The organism is Streptomyces sp. NPDC007983, assembly GCF_042958345.1.
In the GTDB taxonomy this organism is placed as follows: Bacteria; Actinomycetota; Actinomycetes; order Streptomycetales; family Streptomycetaceae; genus Streptomyces.
Map to the genome: position 1 here is coordinate 115,178 of NZ_JBIBJI010000001.1, position 21,764 is coordinate 136,941.

The 21,764-nt window shown below is 70.6% G+C and carries 23 protein-coding genes and 1 riboswitch; of the genes, 9 read left to right on the forward strand and 14 right to left on the reverse strand.

Annotated elements, in window-relative coordinates; translation table 11 throughout:
- Window positions 1–128: 128 nt before the first annotated feature.
- On the forward strand, window positions 129–2,261 hold the full coding sequence (locus ACFZCY_RS00515) for a HelD family protein (RefSeq protein WP_391168268.1): 2,133 nt from the start codon (window positions 129–131) through the stop codon (window positions 2,259–2,261).
- Between the two features lie 43 nt (window positions 2,262–2,304).
- Here the strand turns inward: ACFZCY_RS00515 and ACFZCY_RS00520 are convergent, their stop codons facing one another.
- Window positions 2,305–3,033 carry a copper homeostasis protein CutC gene (locus ACFZCY_RS00520; protein ID WP_391168269.1) on the reverse strand — a complete coding sequence of 243 codons (729 nt, stop codon included), beginning with the start codon at window positions 3,031–3,033 and terminating at the stop codon, window positions 2,305–2,307.
- A 59-nt stretch (window positions 3,034–3,092) separates the two neighbouring features.
- Here ACFZCY_RS00520 and ACFZCY_RS00525 point away from each other — a divergent pair, with 59 nt between their 5' ends.
- Window positions 3,093–3,740: a hypothetical protein gene (locus tag ACFZCY_RS00525; RefSeq protein ID WP_391168270.1), complete on the forward strand. Its 648-nt coding sequence runs from the start codon at window positions 3,093–3,095 to the stop codon at window positions 3,738–3,740.
- 321 nt (window positions 3,741–4,061) lie between these two features.
- Complete coding sequence (locus tag ACFZCY_RS00530) at window positions 4,062–4,427, forward strand: pyridoxamine 5'-phosphate oxidase family protein (protein WP_361473324.1); 366 nt, start codon at window positions 4,062–4,064, stop codon at window positions 4,425–4,427.
- Between the two features lie 99 nt (window positions 4,428–4,526).
- On the opposite strand, the gene ACFZCY_RS00535 is transcribed toward ACFZCY_RS00530, so the two are convergent.
- Window positions 4,527–4,751: a DUF397 domain-containing protein gene (locus ACFZCY_RS00535; RefSeq protein WP_391168272.1), complete on the reverse strand. Its 225-nt coding sequence runs from the start codon at window positions 4,749–4,751 to the stop codon at window positions 4,527–4,529.
- Window positions 4,748–5,578 (reverse strand): Scr1 family TA system antitoxin-like transcriptional regulator, encoded by an 831-nt coding sequence (locus ACFZCY_RS00540; protein WP_391168273.1) that lies wholly within the window; start codon window positions 5,576–5,578, stop codon window positions 4,748–4,750. The genes ACFZCY_RS00535 and ACFZCY_RS00540 overlap by 4 nt, the downstream gene beginning before the upstream one ends.
- Before the next feature lie 171 nt (window positions 5,579–5,749).
- Here ACFZCY_RS00540 and ACFZCY_RS00545 point away from each other — a divergent pair, with 171 nt between their 5' ends.
- Entirely contained in the window at window positions 5,750–6,073 is a 324-nt protein-coding gene (locus ACFZCY_RS00545) for a hypothetical protein (RefSeq protein WP_391168274.1), read from the forward strand.
- Here ACFZCY_RS00545 and ACFZCY_RS00550 read toward each other — a convergent pair.
- A complete protein-coding gene (locus ACFZCY_RS00550) occupies window positions 6,070–6,312 on the reverse strand; it encodes a hypothetical protein (protein ID WP_391169350.1) in 243 nt (80 codons plus the stop codon). The genes ACFZCY_RS00545 and ACFZCY_RS00550 overlap by 4 nt on opposite strands.
- Before the next feature lie 9 nt (window positions 6,313–6,321).
- Window positions 6,322–7,677, reverse strand: a complete 1,356-nt coding sequence (locus ACFZCY_RS00555; protein ID WP_391168276.1) for a DUF222 domain-containing protein — start codon at window positions 7,675–7,677, stop codon at window positions 6,322–6,324.
- A gap of 188 nt (window positions 7,678–7,865) precedes the next feature.
- Between ACFZCY_RS00555 and ACFZCY_RS00560 the strand changes: the two genes are divergently transcribed.
- Entirely contained in the window at window positions 7,866–9,095 is a 1,230-nt protein-coding gene (locus ACFZCY_RS00560) for a Cmx/CmrA family chloramphenicol efflux MFS transporter (RefSeq protein ID WP_391168278.1), read from the forward strand.
- Between the two features lie 4 nt (window positions 9,096–9,099).
- Here the strand turns inward: ACFZCY_RS00560 and ACFZCY_RS00565 are convergent, their stop codons facing one another.
- Window positions 9,100–9,372: a DUF4031 domain-containing protein gene (locus ACFZCY_RS00565; RefSeq protein WP_391168279.1), complete on the reverse strand. Its 273-nt coding sequence runs from the start codon at window positions 9,370–9,372 to the stop codon at window positions 9,100–9,102.
- The gene (locus ACFZCY_RS00570; protein ID WP_361473357.1) at window positions 9,372–9,728 is read right to left on the reverse strand and encodes a hypothetical protein; all 357 of its coding nucleotides are present in this window, start codon (window positions 9,726–9,728) and stop codon (window positions 9,372–9,374) included. Before ACFZCY_RS00570 ends, ACFZCY_RS00565 begins: the two co-directional genes overlap by 1 nt.
- 114 nt (window positions 9,729–9,842) lie before the next feature.
- On the opposite strand from ACFZCY_RS00570, the gene ACFZCY_RS00575 reads away from it, so the two are divergent.
- Window positions 9,843–10,775: an SIS domain-containing protein gene (locus ACFZCY_RS00575; protein WP_391168280.1), complete on the forward strand. Its 933-nt coding sequence runs from the start codon at window positions 9,843–9,845 to the stop codon at window positions 10,773–10,775.
- Window positions 10,776–10,849: 74 nt separating this feature from the next.
- Window positions 10,850–11,818 (forward strand): N-acetylmuramic acid 6-phosphate etherase, encoded by a 969-nt coding sequence (gene murQ / locus ACFZCY_RS00580; RefSeq protein WP_391168281.1) that lies wholly within the window; start codon window positions 10,850–10,852, stop codon window positions 11,816–11,818.
- A gap of 169 nt (window positions 11,819–11,987) precedes the next feature.
- Here the strand turns inward: murQ and groL are convergent, their stop codons facing one another.
- From groL to thrC, 4 genes are all read right to left on the reverse strand, one after another.
- Window positions 11,988–13,613 carry a chaperonin GroEL gene (gene groL, locus ACFZCY_RS00585; protein ID WP_391168283.1) on the reverse strand — a complete coding sequence of 542 codons (1,626 nt, stop codon included), beginning with the start codon at window positions 13,611–13,613 and terminating at the stop codon, window positions 11,988–11,990.
- Window positions 13,614–13,931: 318 nt separating this feature from the next.
- Window positions 13,932–14,138, reverse strand: a complete 207-nt coding sequence (locus ACFZCY_RS00590) for a cold-shock protein (RefSeq protein WP_009716982.1) — start codon at window positions 14,136–14,138, stop codon at window positions 13,932–13,934.
- A 431-nt stretch (window positions 14,139–14,569) separates the two neighbouring features.
- Window positions 14,570–14,848, reverse strand: a complete 279-nt coding sequence (locus ACFZCY_RS00595) for a MoaD/ThiS family protein (RefSeq protein ID WP_391168284.1) — start codon at window positions 14,846–14,848, stop codon at window positions 14,570–14,572.
- Window positions 14,845–16,161 carry a threonine synthase gene (thrC, locus tag ACFZCY_RS00600; RefSeq protein ID WP_391168285.1) on the reverse strand — a complete coding sequence of 439 codons (1,317 nt, stop codon included), beginning with the start codon at window positions 16,159–16,161 and terminating at the stop codon, window positions 14,845–14,847. The genes ACFZCY_RS00595 and thrC overlap by 4 nt, the downstream gene beginning before the upstream one ends.
- Window positions 16,162–16,178: 17 nt before the next feature.
- Window positions 16,179–16,320: riboswitch (SAM riboswitch) on the reverse strand.
- Between the two features lie 175 nt (window positions 16,321–16,495).
- Here thrC and ACFZCY_RS00605 point away from each other — a divergent pair.
- Complete coding sequence (locus ACFZCY_RS00605; RefSeq protein ID WP_391168287.1) at window positions 16,496–17,452, forward strand: glucosyl-3-phosphoglycerate synthase; 957 nt, start codon at window positions 16,496–16,498, stop codon at window positions 17,450–17,452.
- A 330-nt stretch (window positions 17,453–17,782) separates the two neighbouring features.
- A complete protein-coding gene (locus ACFZCY_RS00610) occupies window positions 17,783–19,249 on the forward strand; it encodes a trehalose-6-phosphate synthase (protein ID WP_391168288.1) in 1,467 nt (488 codons plus the stop codon).
- Here ACFZCY_RS00610 and otsB read toward each other — a convergent pair.
- The 3 genes from otsB to ACFZCY_RS00625 form a co-directional block, all read right to left on the reverse strand.
- Complete coding sequence (gene otsB, locus ACFZCY_RS00615) at window positions 19,246–20,088, reverse strand: trehalose-phosphatase (protein ID WP_391168289.1); 843 nt, start codon at window positions 20,086–20,088, stop codon at window positions 19,246–19,248. The genes ACFZCY_RS00610 and otsB overlap by 4 nt on opposite strands.
- A gap of 86 nt (window positions 20,089–20,174) precedes the next feature.
- Complete coding sequence (locus tag ACFZCY_RS00620) at window positions 20,175–20,408, reverse strand: DUF3263 domain-containing protein (protein ID WP_055546588.1); 234 nt, start codon at window positions 20,406–20,408, stop codon at window positions 20,175–20,177.
- The gene (locus ACFZCY_RS00625) at window positions 20,405–21,685 is read right to left on the reverse strand and encodes an extracellular solute-binding protein (RefSeq protein ID WP_391168290.1); all 1,281 of its coding nucleotides are present in this window, start codon (window positions 21,683–21,685) and stop codon (window positions 20,405–20,407) included. The genes ACFZCY_RS00620 and ACFZCY_RS00625 overlap by 4 nt, the downstream gene beginning before the upstream one ends.
- Window positions 21,686–21,764: the final 79 nt, after the last annotated feature.

Here is a 21,764-nt window from a genome sequence, read left to right on the forward strand (position 1 = left end):
CGGGGAGAGCCGCCGCCCGGACGGAAACCGGTCGGCATCTCGTCGTACGTACATACGTACCGACGTACGTATGTACGTACGCACCGCCGTGCCGCAACCCGCTTCGTGTACCCGCCGGAGGCTACGCCGTGCCCTCGCACGCCCCTGACCAGCCAGGACCCCTGACAGACTCGCTGACAGACTCGCTGACAGACCCGCTGCCAGACCCGCTCGCGAACCCCCTGGCGCGGGAACGCGCCCATCTCGCCGCCTCCCGCGCCGCCCTGCGCGCCATGCGCGCCGACGTGGAGGCCCTCGACCTCCGGGACGTCGCCGCCAACTGGGTCAACGCCGCGGCCCTGCACCACCAGGTCGCCGAGCGCATCAAGGCCCTCGCCGACCTCTCCCACACCCCGCTCTTCTTCGGCCGCCTCGACTATCTGCACGCACCGGGCGCGGAAGCGGCGGAGGGGGCCGACGGCGAGTCCTTCTACATCGGCCGCCGCCATGTGCACGACGCCGACGGCGACCCCATGGTCATCGACTGGCGTGCCCCCGTCTCGCAGCCCTTCTACCAGGCGTCCAAGAAGACGCCCATGGACGTCGCGCTGCGCCGCCGCTTCGGCTACACCGGCGGCGAGTTGACCGCGTACGAGGACGAAAAACTCTCCGACCCCGCCGAGGCAGAGCAGACCAGCAAGCTGCTCCAGTCCGAGATCGAACGGCCGCGCGTCGGCCCCATGCGGGACATCGTCGCGACGATCCAGCCCGAACAGGACGAGATCGTCCGCGCCGGAATCGGCGGCACCGTCTGCGTCCAGGGGGCGCCGGGCACCGGGAAGACGGCGGTCGGCCTGCACCGGGTCGCCTATCTGCTCTACGCCCACCGCGAGCGGCTGGCCCGCTCCGGCACCCTCGTGGTCGGCCCGAACCGCTCCTTCCTCCACTACATCGAGCAAGTCCTGCCCGCGCTGGGCGAGTTGCAGGTCGCCCAGGCCACCGTCGAGGACCTGGTGGCGCGCCCCGCCACGGGCGTCGAGGTGCGTGGCGCCGACGATGCCGACGTGGCCCGCATCAAGGGCGACGCCCGCATGGCCGAGGTGCTGCGCCGGGCCCTGCGCTCGCACGTCACCCCGCCCACCGAACCGTGCGTCGTGGTCCGCGGCTCGCGCCGCTGGCGGGTACCGGCGTACGAGATCGAGGAGATCGTGGCGGAACTGCTGGCCCGTGACATCCGCTACGGCGCGGCCCGCGAAGCCCTGCCGCAGCGCATCGCCCACGCCGTCCTGGTCCGCATGGAGCAGGCGGGCGAGGCCCCTGACGACCGCGTGCAGGACGCGGTCGCCCGCAACCCCGCCGTGAAGGCGGCCGTCAAGGCCATCTGGCCGCCCGTCGACCCCGCCAAACTCGTGCTGCGGCTGCTCTCCGACGCCGACTTCCTGGCCGCCCACGCCGACGGCATCCTCACCGCCGACGAACAGAAGACCATCCTGTGGGCCAAGCCGCCGCGCAGCGTGAAGTCCGCGAAGTGGTCCCCGCCGGACGCGGTGCTCGTCGACGAGGCCGCCGACCTCATCGAACGCACGCATTCCCTCGGCCATGTGGTCCTGGACGAGGCGCAGGACCTGTCCCCCATGCAGTACCGCGCCGTCGGCCGCCGCTGCACCACCGGCTCCGCCACCATCCTCGGCGACCTCGCCCAGGGCACCACCCCCTGGGCCACGGACAACTGGGAGGAGGCCCTCACCCACCTGGGCAAACCCGGCTCCGCCGTCGAGGAGCTGACTCAGGGCTTCCGGGTGCCGCGCGAGGTGATCGCGTACGCGTCGCGGCTGCTGCCCGCCATCGCGCCCGGCCTGTCGGAGGCCACCTCGATCCGTGAGGCGGCGGGCGACTTCGCCGTACGGGCCGTGGACCCGGCGGAACTCGACGCGGCCGTGATCGCCGCCTGCCACGAGGCCCTGACGCACGAGGGCTCCATCGGCCTCATCGCGGCCGACGCCCGCATCCCGGCCCTGGCCGCCGCCCTCGCGGCGGAGGGCCTGACCCACCTCGCCCCCGGCGAGGAGACCAGCCCCGAGGCCCGGCTGACCCTGGTGCCCGCGACGCTGGCGAAGGGTCTGGAGTACGACTACGTGGTGCTGGACGAACCGGCCGCCGTGGTCGACGGCGAACCCGACGAACGCACCGGCCTGCGCCGCCTGTACGTCGCCCTGACCCGAGCCGTCTCGGGCCTGACGGTGATCCACGCGGCGCCCCTGCCGGAGCGAATCGCGTCGTAGCCCCCGGTGGGTGGAGGTGGGCGCGGCCCCCGGAACGGGCCGCTCAGCCCACCGGCACCGGGGCGTCGAGCGCGAGGCGCCACTGTCCGACGGCGACCGCGTCCACCGAGCCGTGCCATCCGCCGGGCCGGGCCGCGCTGCCGATGTGGAAGGCGGTGATGCCCGCGGCGCGCAGCTCGGGGAGGTGGTCGAGGCGAAGCCCTCCCCCGACCATGATCCGCGCCTCGTACCCCGGCGCCCCGCCACGCGCGGCCTCGGCCCGGAGGGTCGGCAGGCCGTGGTCGACGCCATGGGCGGAACCGGCGGTGAGATACGTATCCAGACCAGGCAGCCCGGCCAGCCGCCGACGGAGCACGTCGCGGTCGGCGGCGCGGTCGATGGCCCGGTGGAAGGTCCAGCGGCTCTCGTCCACGCCCGGCCCGGCGCCGATGACCTCGACCAGGGTGGCAATGGCGTTCAGGTCCGCCAGACCGTCGGCATCGAGAAACCCGAGCACGAACTCGTCCGCACCCTCCGCGTGCAGCGCGGCGGCCTTGCGGCACAGCGCGTCGACGGCCGCGGCGTCCCCCGCCGCGAACCCGTCGCAGGCGCGGAGCATCACCCGCACCGGCAGATCCACCGCCGAACGGACGGCGGCGAAGGTCTCCCGGGAGGGCGTCAGCCCATCGGCGGCCATATCGGTGACCAGCTCAAGACGGTCCGCCCCTCCGGCCTCTGCCGCGATCGCGTCCTCCGGATTGAGGGCGATAACCTCGAGAATTGGTCTAGACATGCCGCATAGCTTGCCACACCGCCCACCACCCGCAACCCCGCACCCCACACAATGGGGCCATGTCCGACCACCCCGCGCTCCTCAACCGCTGGACGCTCCTCCTCAACAGCGCCCGCGACGCCACCTCCCCCGACCCGGACCCTTACGGCCGCGACCTCCTCTCCCGCTGGGCCGAACCCCAGCGCCGCTACCACACCACCGACCACCTGATCGCCGTGCTGGACCGCGTGGACGAGCTGCTGGAGCACACCGAGGCCCCCGACCCCGACGCGATCCGCCTGGCGGCCTGGTTCCACGACGCGGTCTACCTCCCCGACCGCTCGACCAACGAGGAACGCAGCGCCCGCCTCGCCGAACGCGCCCTCCCGGAAGCGGGGGTCCCAGAGGCCCGCGTAGCCGAAACCGCCCGCCTCGTCCGCCTCACCACCGACCACGACCCCGCCGAGGGCGACAGCAACGGCGAAGTCCTCTGCGACGCCGACCTGGCCGTGCTGGCGGGCTCACCCGAGGACTACAGCGCGTACGCGGCGGCGGTCCGCGAGGAGTACGCCTTCGTCCCCGACGACACCTTCCGCGAGGGCCGCGCCAACGTCCTCCGCCACCTCCTGGGCCTGCCCTGCCTGTTCCGCACCCGGATCGGCCACGACCGCTGGGAACCGGCGGCCCGCCGCAACATGACCACGGAGCTGGAGCTGCTGGGCGCCTAGCCATTTCGGCGATCCAGCGGGCGGCGGGCCAGACGTACAAGACAATGAGTCGCGTTCATGGCCGGACACTAAGCCTTGACCCATGGGTCAAGGGCAAGGCTCAGCTCTACATTGGCTCTGACGAGGCGACGCCGGCGACTTCAGTCTGCCGCTCATGCGCGTCGCAGGAATGACGGTTGCAATTCAAGCTAAGCGGTCGTTTCTGTTGGCTGCTGAGACCTAGGACGTTGGTCCGTGCCACAGCCCGATGTGCTTCATCGGGAGTATTGGTCGAATGGACGGGTGAATGATCTTGCGAGTGTGCCAGGGTCAGCCGTCCGCATGCGCTTGGCCAAGGAGAGGAACGTCTGGCTGTGCACTGTTCGTCCGGATGGATCTGCGCATGTGACGCCCGTCTGGTTCGTCTACGACACCTCCAGATGGTGGATCGGTGTCGATCAGAACTCAATCAAGGTCAGGAATGTCCAGACCGAACCGCGCGTCTCCCTCGCCTTGGAGGACGGCCGGTTCCCGGTCGTCGCCGAAGGCGACGTATCGCTGATCGGCGACCGGTTCCCGCCTGAGGTCGTGACCGCGTTCAAGGAGAAGTACGGGTGGGACGTAACCGCTCCCACTCGCCCAGGAGGTACACGGATGCTACTGGAGGTGCGTGTACGTCGTTGGTTGCTGACCGGCACAGCCCAGTGACTGCGACAACGGCTGCCTCAAACAACCGGGTCGCCAAGTCCGCCGTACACCGATGAACGAACTACAGCACCATGACAAGCGACGTCTAAGACACCTGGGTCAAGCGGCGGCGAACGCTCCACGTATGAGAGCGGTGACGAACAACGACCAGCCGTCTGTGGAGACGATCAGCTCCGGACCGTGCGGGTTCTTGGAGTCACGGACCGGGACAACGTCGTGAGTCTGGGCAAATGTGCGGGAGAACTCCACACATTGGCCGCCGTTGGCGTCGCTGTAAGAGGACCTGACCCACTCGGCAGCGGTGAGATCGAAATCGGCACTCATGCGCGGTACTCCTTCGCCAGCGTCTTGATCAGTGTCAGTGATCGGTCCGGGGACAGCGCATGCGCCCTGAGCAGATCATAGTCATCCAGGGCTGAGGCGACCGTCCGAGGAGAGTCGTGCATCCTCCCTCCTACCCGGGTCTCGGTGTAGAGCACCGTGGGCGAGTCCGGGAAGCGCAGCAATGTGAAGGGCTTCGTCGAAGCGGCTGGAGCGCCAGCCGAGAACGGCAGGACCTGAAGCGTGATGTGCGGTGACGCAGCAGCCGTCAGGAGGTACTCAAGCTGCCCTCCCATGACGTCGGCACCGCCTACGACCGTTCGTAGGCACGCCTCGTTCAGGATGGCCCATAGGAGCGGCGGCGTCTCCAACTCGAACACTTCACGCCGACTCAGTCGCGCTGCGACCTTGCCCTCGATCACCTCGGCCTCTTCCTGCGAGAAGTACGCGCGGAAGATAGCTCCTGCGTAGTCCTTCGTCTGGAGAATGCCGATCACGAGATTCGCCGAGTAGTCCAGCACCCGCGACGCCTTGCGCTCCAGGTTGAGGTACGGGGTGAACCACGAAGGATGGTCGCCCTCGTCGATCCTCCGGAGCATGTCCGCGAACAACTGCCCTGTGCCGAACGCGGTGTCGCACCCCTTCGCGAACTTCTCACTCGGTCTGGGCAGGAGCTTCCCGGCTTCCACCCTGCTGACGTACGCCTCCGAGTAGCCGGCCGCTTGGCCAAGGCGCTTCTGCGTGAGCTTGCGGGCGAGACGTACCTGCTTGACGTCACGGCCGAAGCGCTGGAGCGGATTCAAGTGAGCGGGTGGGGTTGTCTCGTCCACTGCTGTGACCTCTCGCTATCTGATCACGGCCAGCATCACAGCAGGTCGCAGACTTGCGCGCTGCCGTTTAAGGCGTCTCATTCTATTGGCTACCGCGTTGCCCTGGTCACCAATTGACTACACACGGTGCCCATCAGGGGATACCGGGAACAGCTGAGTGGAGCTGATGTCATGAACGGCCTACGCCTCCTGCCGTGGTCCGGCCCAGAGGGCAAGCCCTGTTACGTGTCGACTGACGACGACAACAGCCGGTTGAGCCGGAAGGCAGATGAGATCGAGGCGCTACAACTCGACATGGGAGCCCAACTGCTCGGGCATGCAAAGAGGTTGCTTGCCAACGAGAAGGTTGGCGTCGTAGAGCTTCGCTTCCTGGCCTGCCGACTGGCGGAGGCATTGACAGACGCGCTGCGGGTCGCCGAGAGCAGGGGTGGACGACTCCTCGCCTATGTCGAGGACGGCGCCCATGAACATGAAGTGGACACGGGGCACCTCTAACGGCGACCCGGGTAGCGGATCGGCTTGCGGCAGTCCGGGGCGGTGCCGGGCGGGAACTGGCCGTCGAGCGCGTAGCACAGGGCCGCGTGCAGGTGCTCCGCCGCGGTGGGGGTCAGTCGCAGCTCGGCAGTGCCGAGGCGCTGATCGCCTCTGCTGATGTGGAGAGGGAGGGCAAGGCCGCCGTCCTCGATGCGACGCACCTTCCACTCCGGGGCGTGGTTGATCTGCCATTCCGTCATGCTGGTCACTCACCGGTAATCGTGCGGGCGGTTGGTGTAGGTGTGGCCTGTGGGGGCGGTCCACGTGGTGGTGCCGGATTCGGAGTCGCGTTTCAGGGCCCAGCCGGGGTGGTGGGTTTTCATCAGGTGGTGGCGTCTGCAGAGGGTGGTGAGGTTGTCGGGGGTGGTTTGGCCTCCTGCGGTGGGGTCGGTGTGGTTGAAGGGTTCGACGTGGTCGAGGTCGCAGCGGTTGGCGGGCATGTTGCAGGTGGGAAAGGTGCAGTGGGCGTCACGGGCGATGACGTGGCGCTCGACTTCGGCGGTGGGCTTGTAGGTGGTGGGGTCGGTTTTGATCAGCATCCCGGTGGTGGGATGGGTGATCAGGCGACGCCAGACGGTGCCTTCGGCGAAGGCGACCCCGCGGGCCTGACCGGCGGTGATGTACCCATAGCCCTTGAGGTGGGCGGGGTCGTCGTTGTCACCGATCAGGACGTCCAGGGGGACGGTCACCTGGACCACCGCCGCCGAGCGGCCGCCTGAGGGTTCGGGGCTGCTTGCGGTGCGGTTGACGACGAGGTCGTAGAGCGCGTCGACCCGCTTCTGTTCCAGTGTGCGGCCCTCGTCGGGGAGGGTGGCGGCGTGGGTGTCGACCGCGGCGGTCATGGCTGCGGCCTGTTCGGCCGGGAGGACCGCGCCCCACATGGCCATGCCGTCGTCCTGCGGGTAGTGGACCATCTGCCGCTGTCGCTTGCGGGCTTGGTGCCGCTCCTCGGCGCCGTCGGGATCGGCTCGGACGATCTCGCGGGCCAAGGCGCGGCGGGTCTGGCCGGTGGTCATGGCCGGCAGCTTGTGCAGCACGGCCGCCTCGACCTGCTCCGCGACCTCGGGAGCGAGGACGGCACAGGCTTCGGTGACCGCTGCGGCCTGTAAGTAGGAGATCTCGCCCTGGGCCAGGAGGGCGCGTGTGGGCGGGTAACGGCTGGCCAACTGGCGTGCGACTTCCAGGCGCTTGGCGGCCGTCGTACCGGAGAGCTTCAGGGCACAGGCCACTTCCTCACAGGTGAAGTTCCAGGCGGCCTCGGTATTGCGATCCCATCCTGCCGGTGGGATCGAGGTCCAGGCGTCGGATTCCAGCGCGGCGAGAATGTCCGCCTGCTGGGCCTGGATCCAGGCGGCGTGGCGTTCCAGTGCCTTCAGGGCATCGATACGGCCGGTATGCGACAGCTCCTCCGCGCGCAGGACCGGCAGAACCGATGCGGTGTGCGGGCCCGGTGCGGTGGCGGCGAGGTGAGCGGCCCATTCGTCCAGGAGGTCTGGGCCATTCGATTCGTTGATCGTGTTCTCGGTCGCGTCCTCAGTGATGTCCTCGGCCATGGCGGTCGGCATGGCGATCGCTCCCCCCGTAATGCCTCAACACCCACCTCCCCTCGGCGGGTTCACATCTCGATTCTTCATCACTCTCCGTAACCACGCCAGGCCTCAGCCCCCCACGCCATCACTTCGAGTGAATGTTCGGGAGATGGGGAACGCCCCAGCCGAGGAATGGCCGACAGGCCGGCGGCGTTGACGTCGGCATGCCCATCGCCGTTTATGTACTTGGCCTGTCCGTCTTCGCCCTCGGGACCTCCGAATTCATGCTGTCCGGGCTGCTGCAACCCGTCGCAGCAGACATGGGGGTGACGATCCCCACGGCCGGGCTGCTGATATCGGCGTTCGCGATCGGGATGGTGGTCGGGGCGCCGGTGCTCGCGGCGGCCACCCTGCGACTGCCGCGGCGGACGACCCTGATCGCGCTGCTCGCCGTCTTCGGGCTCGGGCAGGTCGCGGGGGCGGTGGCGCCGTCGTACGGGGTGTTGTTCGCGTCGCGGGTGGTGAGCGCGCTCGCGTGTGCCGGGTTCTGGGCCGTGGGCGCCGCGGTGGCCGTCTCGTTGGTGCCGGTGAACGCGCGGGCGCGGGCCATGGCGGTGATGGTCGGCGGGCTCAGCATCGCGAACATCGCCGGGGTTCCGGCCGGGGCGTTCCTGGGGCAGCACGCCGGGTGGCGAGCGGCCTTCTGGGCGGTGGCAGGGCTGTCGGTGGTCGGGCTGATCGGGGTGATCGCGCTCGTACCGCGTACGGAGGCGCCGACCGGGGAGGACCGGCCGCGGCTGCGCGCCGAGTTGCGGATCTACCGGGACCGGCAGGTCTGGCTCGCGCTGGTCACCACCGCGCTGAGCGGAGGCGCGGTCTTCTGCCTGTTCTCGTATCTCGGGCCGCTGCTCACCGACGTGGCGGGGCTGGACGAGGGCTGGGTGCCGACCGTGCTGGCGCTGTTCGGCGTCGGCGCGCTGATCGGTACGGCGCTCGGCGGGCGGATCGCGGACGCGCACCTGTTCGGGACGATGTACGGCGGCATCACCGCCTCGACGGTGGTGCTGAGCGTCCTGGCGCTGACCGCGCACAGCCCGGTCGCGGCCGTGGGCCTGGCGCTGCTGCTCGGCTTCACCGCCTTCTTCACCGCGCCCGCGCTCAACGCCCGCATGTTCAACGTCGCGAACGCCGCCCCGACGCTCGCGGGCGCGACCACCACGTCCGCCTTCAACATCGGCAACACGGTGGGCCCCTGGCTCGGTGGCCTGGTCATCGACGCGGGCTGGGGCTACCCGGCAGTGGCCTGGACGGGCGCGGCCTTGGCCGGTACGGGCATCGTGACCACGGCGATCGCCGCGCGGCTGCACCGCACGGAGGGGGCGTCGCGCGTGATCGCCGCCGGGCAGACCTCGGCCCCTGCACGCGAGGCAGAGGCGTCCAGCCAGGTCCGGTAAGCCCTCAGCCGCGCGCCGCAGGTCCCCGGCGGCGGCGCAGGCCCGCCGCCGTAAGGCGCCGCAGCAGCTCCTTGCTGCCGACCTCCTCCGCCCCCGCCCGCACCGCCCGCGCGTAGAGGTCGCTGGGGACGTCGTAGTGGTCGCGGTCGAAGCCGCGGCGTGGGGCGCCGATGCGGGTGGCGAAGGCGTGGAGTTCGTCGTACGAGACGTCGCTCACCAGGTGGGACCACATGCGGCCGTGGCCCGGCCACGAGGGCGGGTCGATCAGTACGGCCATCAGAGGGTGGTCCCCAACGAGCCCACGGGGGCCACCGCAACCGCCGTCTTGCCGCAGACCCAGTGCGGGTCGGGGCCCAGTTCGGGTTCCACGTCGAGGGCGTGGAGATCGCCGCCCCGGGTGCAGACGGGGCACAGGGGCCAGCGGCCGTAGCGCTCCAGCAGGGCGTCCTGGACGTCCTGGGCGACCAGACCGGCGACGTACGCCACGCCTTCCGGCCATTGCTCGACCCACCAGCGGCGGTGCGTGATGGCGTCCTCGACGAGCGAGACGATGTCGGCGTGGGCGACGTCTCCCGCCGCGAGATCGGCCAGGACGAGCGCCCGTGCCGCGTGCAGTGCGTGTTCGAGCTTCATGGGTCCCATTGTCACCTTTGCTTCGCCGCGCCGCCTTCCCGCGCGGGGGAGGCGCATAAAAGGCCCTCCGCGCGCAGTCTTGACGGGCCTCGTGGCCGGAAATAGTTTTCAGATGTGAGTAGCAAGTTGAAGGAAACTTTCACTCCCCTCACCGACCCCGCCGTGCCCGCCCCCTCCGCGCTCGCGGCGAAGGTCCGCACCCTGGGCCCCTCCATGACCCGCTCGATGCAGCGCGTCGCCGAGGCCGTCGCGGGCGACCCTGCGGGCTGCGCGGCGCTCACCGTCACCGGGCTCGCCGAGCGCACCGGTACCAGCGAAGCCACCGTCGTACGCACCTCCCGGCTGCTCGGCTACCCCGGATACCGCGATCTGCGCCTCGCGCTCGCCGCGCTCGCCGCACAGCAGGCCGCGGGCCGGGCCCCGGCCGTCACGGCGGACATCGCGGTCGACGACCCGATCGGCGACGTGATCACCAAGCTCGCGCAGGAGGAACAGCAGTGTCTGGCCGACACCGCCGCGGGGCTCGACACCGGCCAGGTCGAGGCCGCGGTCGCCGCGGTCGCCGCCGCCCGCCGGATCGACGTGTACGGCATCGGCGCGTCGAACCTGGTCGCCCAGGACCTGGTCCAGAAGCTGCTGCGGATCGGCCTGATCGCGCACGCGCACGCCGATCCGCACCTGGCCGTCACCAACGCCGTACAGCTCCACTCCCACGACGTCGCGCTCGCGATCACCCATTCGGGGCGGACGACGGACGTCATCGAGCCACTGCGCGTCGCCTTCGAGCGCGGGGCGACCACCATCGCGATCACCGGCCGTCCGGACGGCGAGATCGCGCAGTACGCGGACCTCGTCCTCACCACCTCCACCGCGCGCGAGAGCGAGCTGCGCCCGGCGGCCATGTCCAGCCGCACCAGCCAGCTGCTGGTGGTGGACTGCCTGTTCATAGGCGTGGCGCAGCGCACGTACGAGAGTGCGGCGCCCGCCCTGTCCGCCTCGTACGAGGCCCTCGCGCACCGGCACGACCCCCGCCCGCGCCACCGCTGAGATCGACCGGCGCCCGCGCGCCGTCGCCACCACCCCCCACCGTCACGCTCACGTAGGGAAAGAGCCGCTTCGCCATGACTTCCGCCGCCGAGCAGCAACCTCAACAACAGCAGCAACAGCTCCGCGCCCAGCTGGAGACCCTCACCACCGAGGCCTTCCGCCCCGAACTCGCCGAGATCGACCGGCTCGACACCGTCGAGATCGCCCGCGTCATGAATGCCGAGGACGCCGGAGTTCCCGCCGCCGTCGCCGCCCAGCTCCCCCGGATCGCCGCCGCCATCGACGGCATCGCCGCGCGCATGGCGGGCGGCGGGCGGCTGGTCTACGCGGGCGCGGGCACCGCCGGGCGGCTCGGGGTGCTCGACGCGAGCGAGTGCCCGCCCACGTTCAACGCCCGGCCGGACCGGGTGGTCGGCCTGATCGCGGGCGGGGAGACCGCCGTGGTGTCGTCCGTGGAGGGCGCGGAGGACAGCGCGGAGCTGGCCGCCGAGGACCTGGACCGGATCGGGATCGGGCCGGACGACGCGGTCGTGGGCGTCTCGGCCTCCGGCCGCACCCCGTACGCCGTGGGAGCCGTCGAGCACGCCCGCCGCCGCGGGGCGCTCACCGTCGGGCTGTCGTGCAACGCGGGCTCGGCGCTCGCCGCGGCCGCCGACCACGGCATCGAGGTGGTCGTCGGACCGGAGCTGCTCACCGGCTCCACCCGGCTCAAGGCGGGTACGGCGCAGAAGCTCGTGCTCAACATGATCTCGACCATCACCATGATCCGGCTGGGCAAGACCTTCGGGAATCTGATGGTCGACGTGCGCGCCTCGAACGAGAAGCTGCGGGCGCGCACCCGCCGGATCGTTTCGCTGGCGACCGGCGCCCCGGACGAGCGGATCGAGAGCGCGCTGGCGGCCACCGGCTGGGAGGCCAAGAACGCCATCCTCACGATCCTCGGCGGCGTGGACGCGCCCACCGCCGAGAAACTGCTCGGCGAGGCGAACGGCCATCTGCGGGCCGCCCTCGAAGCAGCGGGGCACAACGGCAAGAAGCCATAACGGCAAGGAGCCACAACCGCAAAAAGCCACAACGGCAAAAGGCCGCAACGGCAGGAAAACACGGCGGCAGAAAACACGGCGGCGGGGCGGCACCCCTGGGAGAAAGGGTGCCGCCCCGCCGTCGTCAGTGGACGGTATGACCGACCGGCGCGCGGGGCGCCGAAGCCGATCAGAAGTCCATGTCACCGCCCGGCATGCCGCCCGGGGCGCCCGCCGGAGCGGCCTTCTCCGGCTTGTCGGCGATGACGGCCTCGGTGGTGAGGAACAGCGCGGCGATCGACGCGGCGTTCTGCAGCGCGGAGCGCGTGACCTTGGCCGGGTCGATGATGCCCTCGGCGATCAGGTCGATGTACTCGCCGGTCGCGGCGTTGAGGCCGTGGCCGGGGGTCAGGTTGCGCACCTTCTCCACCACGACGCCGCCCTCGAGGCCGGCGTTGACGGCGATCTGCTTCAGCGGGGCCTCCAGGGCCAGGCGCACGGCCTGGGCACCGGTGGCCTCGTCGCCCTCGAGCTCCAGCTTCTCGAAGACCGAGACGGTCTGCAGCAGGGCCACGCCACCACCGGCGACGATGCCCTCCTCGACGGCGGCCTTGGCGTTGCGCACCGCGTCCTCGATGCGGTGCTTGCGCTCCTTCAGCTCGACCTCGGTCGCGGCACCGGCCTTGATGACGGCCACGCCGCCGGCCAGCTTCGCCAGGCGCTCCTGGAGCTTCTCGCGGTCGTAGTCCGAGTCCGAGGACTCGATCTCGGCGCGGATCTGGTTGACGCGGCCCTGCACCTGGTCGGTGTCGCCGGCGCCGTCCACGATGGTGGTCTCGTCCTTGGTGACCGTGACCTTGCGGGCGCGGCCGAGCAGGTCGATGCCCGCGTTCTCCAGCTTGAGGCCGACCTCCTCGGAGATGACGGTGCCACCGGTGAGGATGGCGATGTCGCCGAGCATGGCCTTGCGGCGGTCACCGAAGCCCGGGGCCTTGACGGCGACGGACTTGAAGGTGCCACGGATCTTGTTGACGACCAGGGTCGCCAGCGCCTCGCCCTCGATGTCCTCGGCGATGATCAGCAGCGGCTTGCCGGACTGCATGACCTTCTCGAGCAGCGGGAGGAGGTCCTTCACGCTGGTGATCTTCGAGTTGACGATCAGGATGTACGGGTCGTCGAGCGACGCCTCCATACGCTCCATGTCCGTCGCGAAGTACGGGGAGATGTAGCCCTTGTCGAAGCGCATGCCCTCGGTGAGCTCGAGCTCGAGCCCGAAGGTCTGCGACTCCTCGACGGTGATGACGCCTTCCTTGCCGACCTTGTCCATGGCCTCGGCGATGAGCTCGCCGATCTGGGTGTCGGCGGCGGAGATGGAGGCGGTGGAGGCGATCTGCTCCTTGGTCTCCACGTCCTTGGCCTGCTCGAGCAGCTGGGCGGAGACGGCCTCGACGGCCTTCTCGATGCCGCGCTTGAGGGCCATCGGGTTGGCGCCCGCGGCAACGTTCCGCAGGCCCTCCTTGACCAGCGCCTGGGCGAGAACGGTCGCGGTCGTCGTGCCGTCACCGGCGACGTCGTCCGTCTTCTTCGCGACCTCCTTGACCAGCTCGGCGCCGATCTTCTCGTACGGGTCCTCGAGTTCGATCTCCTTGGCGATGGACACACCATCGTTGGTGATCGTGGGGGCGCCCCACTTCTTCTCGAGGACGACGTTACGGCCCTTGGGGCCGAGGGTGACCTTGACGGCGTCGGCGAGCTGGTTCATCCCGCGCTCGAGGCCGCGCCGCGCCTCCTCGTCGAACGCGATGATCTTGGCCATGTGAAGTGGTCCTCCCAAGACGGGGTGGATTGCTCCGGACCGCGCCTGGCGCCCGCGACGGACGGCCTGCCTACCGTGCGGTTCCTTGCCCCGCGCGGCGTCGGCGAGCCTCACCGACCCGATCCTTCTGTCACTCTCACCTTCAGAGTGCTAACGCAATAATTAGCACTCGCCCCATGAGAGTGCAAGCGCCCGACGGGCGTCAAGGGAGCCTTGAGGGCCGACCCGCGTACCAACCCGCGGACATGCCAGAGGGCCCGCCCCCTCGCGGGGTACGGGCCCTCCGGTATTTCAGTCAGCTGCCTCGCGTTCGGCGCGTCAGCCTACGGCCACGCGGACCATGTCCGCCTGCGGGCCCTTCTGGCCCTGCGAGATCTCGAACTCGACCCGCTGGCCTTCCTCGAGGGTGCGGTAACCGTCCATCTGGATCGCACTGTAGTGGACGAACACGTCCGCACCACCGTCGACCGCGATGAAGCCGTACCCCTTCTCCGCGTTGAACCACTTGACGGTGCCCTGAGCCATTCCTAACTCCCCTATTGCTGGCCCTTGCGCAGGACCGCACTCCGCGGACCCGGGTCAGACCTCACCCCCCGAGTCGAGGGGGGTGTGCGCCGGAACGCGTCGACCGCCGCTGAATGTATCCGTCCCAACGCCCTCTGCAACAGGTCAATTGGACGAGAATTCTGGGCACGGCCGATCGGTAATAAGTGGAGAATTCCTGTGAAGTTCGGGCAAACCCGGCGGGACATAGGGTACCAACCCGACAAATCGCGCACACAGTTTGCGCACAAGTTGACGAGTTCTCATATGCGGTTCCGGCGCCGGGGCCGATGGGGAAGCCCGCGCCCCTTGGTCGAGGCGGGGCAACTCTATCGCGATTCCACACACGGAATCGCCCCGTCCGCTTCTTCCCGGACGGGGCGATTTCCAGAGGTGAGAGGGGTGATGGGGCGTCAGCAGCCACCCGCGACGGCGGGGATGATCGACACCCCGGCGCCGTCCGGCGTGGCCGTGCCCAGGCCCTCGGCGAACCGCACGTCGTCGTCGTTGACGTAGACGTTCACGAAGCGGCGCAGCTTGCCGGTGTCGTCCAGGACGCGGGCCGCGATGCCCGCGTGGTTCTTCTCCAGGTCCGCCAGAACCTCGGCGAGGGTCGCGCCCTCGGCGCTGACCTCGGCCTGGCCGCCGGTGTAGGTACGCAGGATGGTCGGGATTCGGACGTTGACGCTCATGCGAGGCCAGCCTCTCGGAACGAGTCAAGGGTGGGTCGGATGATGGCGGAGGGACCCGTGGTGGGGGCCACCGCGTCGAGGGTCTTGAGGCCGTCGCCGGTGTTCAGGACGACGGTCGTCAGGGACGGGTCGAGCAGCCCGTCCTCGATCAGCTTCTTGGTCACGCCGACGGTCACACCGCCCGCGGTCTCCGCGAAGATCCCCTCGGTGCGGGCGAGCAGCTTGATCGCGTCGACCACCTGCTCGTCGGTGACGTCCTCGACCGCCCCGCCGGTGCGGCGCGCGATGTCCAGGACGTACGGACCGTCCGCCGGGTTGCCGATGGCCAGCGACTTGGCGATGGTGTTCGGCTTCTGCGGGCGCACCACGTCGTGGCCCGCCTTGAAGGCGGTGGAGACCGGGGAGCAGCCCTCGGCCTGGGCGCCGAAGATCTTGTACGGCCTGTCCTCGACCAGACCGAGCGCGATCAGCTCCTTGAGCCCCTTGTCGATCTTGGTGAGCTGGGAGCCGGAGGCGATCGGGATGACGATCTGGTCCGGCAGCCGCCAGCCGAGCTGCTCGCAGATCTCGTACGCCAGGGTCTTGGAGCCCTCGCCGTAGTACGGCCGCAGGTTGACGTTGACGAAGCCCCAGCCCTCGCCCACCGGGTCGCCGATCAGCTCGCTGCAGAAGCGGTTGACGTCGTCGTACGTGCCCTCGATGCCGACCAGGTCACCGCCGTAGACGGCGGCCATGACGACCTTGCCCGCCTCCAGGTCGTGCGGGATGAAGACGCACGAGCGGAAGCCGGAACGGGCGGCCGCGGCGCCCACCGCGCCGGCCAGGTTGCCGGTGGAGGAGCAGGACAGGGTGGTGAAGCCGAAGGTGCGGGCCGCCTGGACGGCGATGGCGACGACCCGGTCCTTGAAGGAGTGGGTCGGGTTGCCGGAGTCGTCCTTGACGTGCAGCTCGCCGGTGATGCCCAGCTCACGGGCGAGCCGGTCGGCCTTGACGAGCTGGGTGAAGCCCGGGCTCAGGCTGGGGAGCGTGGCCACGTCGGCGGGGACGGGCAGCAGCGGCGCGTAGCGCCAGATGTTGTCGGGACCGGCCTCGATCTGCCGCCGCAGCCCCTCGGGGTCGCCGCCCGGAAGGTCGTACGCGACCTCCAGCGGCCCGAAACACGACGCGCAAGCGAAGATCGGTCCGAGGTCGAAGCGCTCACCGCACTCGCGGCAGGACAGGGCGACGGCGGGACCGAACGCGGCGGAAGCGGAAGACGCCGGGGAATCAGCGGCGGCGGAGTTGGTTGAGCTTTCTACGGATTGCACAGCCATGGAGGCGAGGCCCTTTCTCCTCATCTTCCTCGGGACGCATTTCGCCACGAGACGGAATTGGCACCTTCCCGAGCTGGGAGCCTCGCTGCAGTGAACGAGACCAGCTGGAGGGTTGCCGGGGCTTCAACGGGCCGTTCCCTCTGCCCCTCTGGATGAGCGGTATGGCCGCCGGGCCGTACCCGGGGCGTTTGTCCGCACGGTGCCCCCGACATACGAAGGTCATGTGCGCTGTTCAAGACTGTAACCGACGGCCCGGAGGGTTGAACCAGCCGTCCGAACCGCGAGATGGATCACAACGATCACGGCAAGCGAACACAGCAGGGAGACAAAACAGGTGCTGGATGAGGTGGAGCGCTGGCTGGAGCACCGCTCCTGGTCGGCCGACGACCGTCCGCTGGACCACCTGCTGGCCGCGAAGCGCCACACGGCGACCAGCGTCAGCGTGGTGCTGCCCGCGCTGAACGAGGAGGCGACCGTCGGCGAGATCGTCGCCGCGATCCGCCGCGAGCTGATGACCGAGGACATGCCGCTCGTCGACGAGCTGATGGTGCTGGACTCCGGCTCCACGGACCGCACCGCCGAGGTCGCCGCCGCGGCCGGGGCGGCCGTGGTGCACCGCGACACGCTGCTGCCCCGGCTGCCCGCGCTGCCCGGCAAGGGCGAGGTGCTGTGGCGGTCGCTGCTGGCGACCAGCGGCGACATCGTCTGCTTCATCGACGCCGACCTGCGCGAATTCGACGCCCGCTTCGTCTCCGGGATCGTCGGGCCGCTGCTCACCGACCCGGAGGTGCAGCTGGTCAAGGGCATGTACGACCGGCCGCTGCGGGACACCGCGGGCCAAGGCGGACGGGTCACCGAGCTGGTCGCCCGGCCGCTGCTGAACCTGCACTGGCCGCAGCTGGCCGGGTTCGTCCAGCCGCTGGGCGGCGAGTACGCGGCCCGGCGCTCGCTGCTGGAGCGGCTGCCGTTCCCCGTCGGGTACGGGGTCGAGCTGGGCCTGCTCGTCGACGCGCTGCACACGGTCGGGCTCGACGCCCTCGCCCAGGTCGACATCGGCGTGCGCAAGCACCGCCACCAGGACGGCAAGGCGCTCGGCAGGATGGCCGCCGCGATCTACCGCACCGCCCAGCTGCGGCTGGCCCGCGGCCACCTGGTGCGGCCGCGGCTGACCCAGTTCGAGCGCGGCGAGAACGGCTTCGAGCCGCGGACGACGGCGGTCGACACGGAGGAGCGGCCGCCGATGGTCGAGATCCCGGAGTACGCGGAGCGCGGGCGGCACAGCGTCGCGTAACCCTCCCGGGCACGGGAAACCGTACGTACACCTCCCCCGGGACGCACAGGCCGACGCGCGCGCCGTAACCCTCCCGGGCACAAGAAACCGCACGTACACCCCCCCCGGACGCACAGGCCGACGCGCGCGCCGTAACCCTCCCGGGCACAAGAAACCGCACGTACACCCCCCCGGCGCACAGGCCGACGCGCGCGCCGTAACCCTCCCGGGCACAAGAAACCGCACGTACACCCCCCCGGACGCACAGGCCGACGCGCGCGCCGTAACCCTCCCGGGCACAAGAAACCGCACGTACGTTTGCGCGCGGTGCCCGATGGCTAGGCTCGCGACATGGCCGTTGAACGCAGCGCACCGATCCTCGTCGCGTCCAACCGCGGCCCGGTCTCGTACGCGCTGGACGAGGACGGTTCGCTCGTCCCCAAGCGCGGGGGCGGCGGGCTGGTCTCCGGGCTGAGCGCGATCGGGCCCGACGCCGGTGCCGTATGGGTGTGCGCCGCCCTCGGCGACGGCGACCGCGAGGCGGCGCGCCGCGCCGGGGCCGGGCACCTCGACCCGGAGCACACCGGCGGGCAGCAGGTGCGGATGCTGGACATCGCGCCGGACGTGTTCGCCGCGGCGTACAACGGCGTCGCGAACTCGGTGCTGTGGTTCGTCCACCACCTGCTCTACCAGACCCCCGTCGAGCCGGTCTTCGACGCGGAGTTCCGCGCCCAGTGGGCGGCGTACGAGACGTACAACGCGGCCTTCGCCGACGCGCTCGCCCAGGAGGCGGCCGAGGGCGCGGTCGTGCTGGTGCAGGACTACCACCTGGCGCTGGTCCCCGGGCTGCTGCGGGCGCGCCGCCCCGATCTGCGGATCGGCCACTTCTCGCACACGCCCTGGGCGCCCCCGGACTACTACCGGCTGCTGCCGGACGATGTCGCGGCGGGCGTGCTGCGCGGCATCCTCGGCGGCGACCGCGCCGCCTTCCTCACCGGGCGCTGGGCCGCAGCGTTCGCCGACTGCTGTGCGGCGGTGCTGGGCGCGGAGGTCGTCCGGGGGACGGACGGCTCCGCGGCCGCCGTGCGCTTCGAGGGCCGGGAGACCCGGCTCGGGGTGCACGGCCTCGGCGCCGACGCGGATTTCCTGCGGGAGCGGTCGCGGGCGGCCGATGTCGACGAGCGGCTGGCGGCGCTGCGCGAGCAGATCGGACCCGGCCGGAAGACGATCGTCCGGGTGGATCGCACGGAGCTGTCGAAGAACATCGTGCGCGGGCTGCTGGCCTACCGCCGCCTGCTGGAGACCCGCCCCGAGTGGCGCGAGCGCGTCGTCCACGTGGCCTTCGCCTATCCGTCCCGCCAGGACCTCGCCGTCTACCGCGACTACACCGAGCGGGTGCGGGTGCTCGCCGAGGAGATCAACGCGGAGTACGGGACGGAGGGCTGGCAGCCGGTCGCGCTCCATGTGAAGGACGACTTCGCCCGCTCCCTGGCCGCCTACCGGCTGGCCGACGTGGCGCTCGTCAACCCGATCCGGGACGGCATGAACCTGGTCGCCAAGGAGGTGCCGGTCGTCTCCGAGCGGGGCTGCGCGCTGGTGCTGTCACGGGAGGCGGGGGCGTACGAGGAGCTGGGCGCGCACGCGGTCGTGGTGAACCCGTACGACGTGGAGGGCACGGCGCGGGCGCTGGACGAGGCGCTGCGGACGCCGGAGGACGAGCGGGCGGACCGCACCAAGCAGCTGGCCGCCGCGGCGACGGCGCTGCCGCCCCGCGACTGGTTCCTGGCGCAGCTGCGGGCGCTGCAAGACGCCCCCTAGCGGGCGACCGCCTCCGCCAGCGCCTCCAGCAAGGCCACCACCCCGGCCGGGCCGTCGACCACCACGTCCGCGCGCTCGGCCAGCTCCGTCACCTCCGTGCTGCCGCTGCACACCAGCAGCCCCGGCACCCCTTCCTTCCGCAGCCGCTCCACGGCGGCGAACGCGGCCAGGTCGCCGAGGTCGTCGCCCGCGTAGAGCACCGCGCCCGCTGACGTCTCGCGGACGTACTCCAGCAGCGCGACGCCCTTGTCCATGCCCGGCGGGCGCAGTTCCAGGACGAGTCGGCCCGGTTCGACGATCAGGCCGTGGCGCTCGGCCAGCGCGTGCAGCGGGGCGCGGAGCTGGTCGAAGGCGGCCTGGGGGTCCTCGGTGCGGCGGGTGTGGACGGCGACGGCACGGCCCTTGTCCTCGGTCCAGGTGCCCTGCCAGGCGCCGTTCGCCTCCAGGACACCCGGCAGTTCGGACCGGACGGCGGCGATGCCCGGGTGGGGTTCGGGGGCGCGGACGGTACGGCTGGACGCGTCCCAGCGCTCGGCGCCGTAGAGGCCGAGGACGACGAGGTTGGCCGGGGCGCCGCTGTCGGCGAAGCCGCCGTAGCGCACGGCGACCTCGGCCGGGCGGCCGGTGATCACCGCGAGGGAGCGCAGCCGGGGGCCGAGCGCGGAGAGGGCCGGGACGGCGCCGGGGTGGGCGCGGGCCTGGTCGGGGTCGGGGACGATGTCGGCGAGGGTGCCGTCGAAGTCGACCCCGACGACGGCCCGGTCGGGCCGGTCCAGGAGGGCGGCAAGGCCCTCGCGGCCGGCGGCGGTGACGGGTACGGGAAGGGGGTGGCTGCCCATGCGGCGACCCTACCCGCCCCCGCCCACCGGCATCCGTAGCGGCGACAGGCGTCGGCCACCCGGGGACCCCGGGCGGGCGGCGGCCCTCAGCGCCGTTCGCGCCGCTCGTCGCGCAGGCGGCGCAGCCGGTTGACCGTCACCGGATCGTGCTCCAGCGCGCGCGGATCGTCCAGCAGGGCGTTGAGCAGCTGGTAGTAGCGGGTCGGGGTGATGCCGAGCCGTTCCCGTATGGCCCGCTCCTTGGCGCCCGGCCCCGGCCAGCCGCCGCGCTCCACGGCGAGCACGGCCAGGTCCTGTTCGGAGAGTTCTTCGGCGGTCACGGCTTGGACGTCTCCATGGCGTCCGCCGCGCGCTGGATCTCGCCCAGGACGCTCGCCGGGTCGCCGCCGCTGCCCACCGTCGAGCCGATCTTCTCCTTGATCATCTTGCTGATGGTCGCCCAGGAGGTCTTGTCCGCCGGGTAGAACTGGGCCCGGTCCATCTGGTCGAGGAAGCGCCACAGCTTCTTGTGCTCCTTCTCGTGGCGCATCGTCGCGGAGACGGACGTGGTGACCGGCAGCAGGTCGTACTGGTCGGCGAAGTCGAGCACGTTCTTGTCCTGGTAGACGAAGTCGAGGAATTCGCCGATCTGCTTCCGCTTGCCGTTCGCCTTGAAGGCCATCAGCCAGTCGGCGACGCCCATCGTCGAGGACGACTTGCCGTGGCGGCCGGGCAGCGGGGCGGTGGCGTAGTCGATGTCGTGGCCGGACGCCTGCTGCATCAGGGTGGGGTGGCCGTTGAGCATGCCGACCTCGCCGCGGGTGAAGGCGTCGAAGACGTCCTGGCGGTTGGTGCGGGCCGGGGAGCGCGGTCCGGTCAGGCCCTCGCCGACCAGCTCGTCCCGCAGCCATTCGAACGTCTCGATGTTGGCGGTGGAGTCGATGGTGTAGCTGCCGTTGGAGTCGGTGTAGCCGCCCCCGCCGCCGAGCATCCACATCAGGGTCTCGGCCTGCGACTCCTCGGGGCCGAGCGGAAGCCCGTACGGGATCTTCACCCCGGCCGACTTGAGCTGCCGCGCGGCGTCCTTCAGCTCCGCCCAGCTGGTGGGGGCGGCGGATATGCCCGCGTTGTCGAACAGCTTCTTGTTGTAGAAGAGCAGCCGGGCGCTGGAGACGAAGGGCAGCCCGTACTGCACCCGGCTGACCTCGCCCGCCTGGGCGATCGAGGTGATGAAGGAGGCCTGGGTGGGGATGGAGAGCATCTGGTCGGCGCGGTAGAGCTTGCCCGCGGCGGCGTAGTCGGCGTACGCGCCGATCTGCGCGATGTCCGGGCTGTCGCCGTCCTTGACCATGTCGGCGACCTTCTTGTCGACTTCGGTCCAGCTGTAGACCTTGGCGTCGACCGTGATGCCGCCGTGCTTGGCCTCGAAGGCCCGGGCCAGCTTGTCCCAGTACTTCTGGGAGGTGTTCTCGGCGTTGTCGCCGTAGTCCGCCGCGATCACCTTCAGGACGTTCCCGTCCGATCCGGAGCTGTCGCTGCCGCACGCCGACAGCGTGGGCATCGCCACCGCCGTCGCGGCCCCAGCCGTCGTCAGACTCAAGAACCGTCGCCGCTGCACTGCCTTTTCCCACCCTATGGCTTGATTCATCCTCCGCGGGTGCTTCTCGCGAAGGTCGAGCGAGTCTGCCTTGCAAACC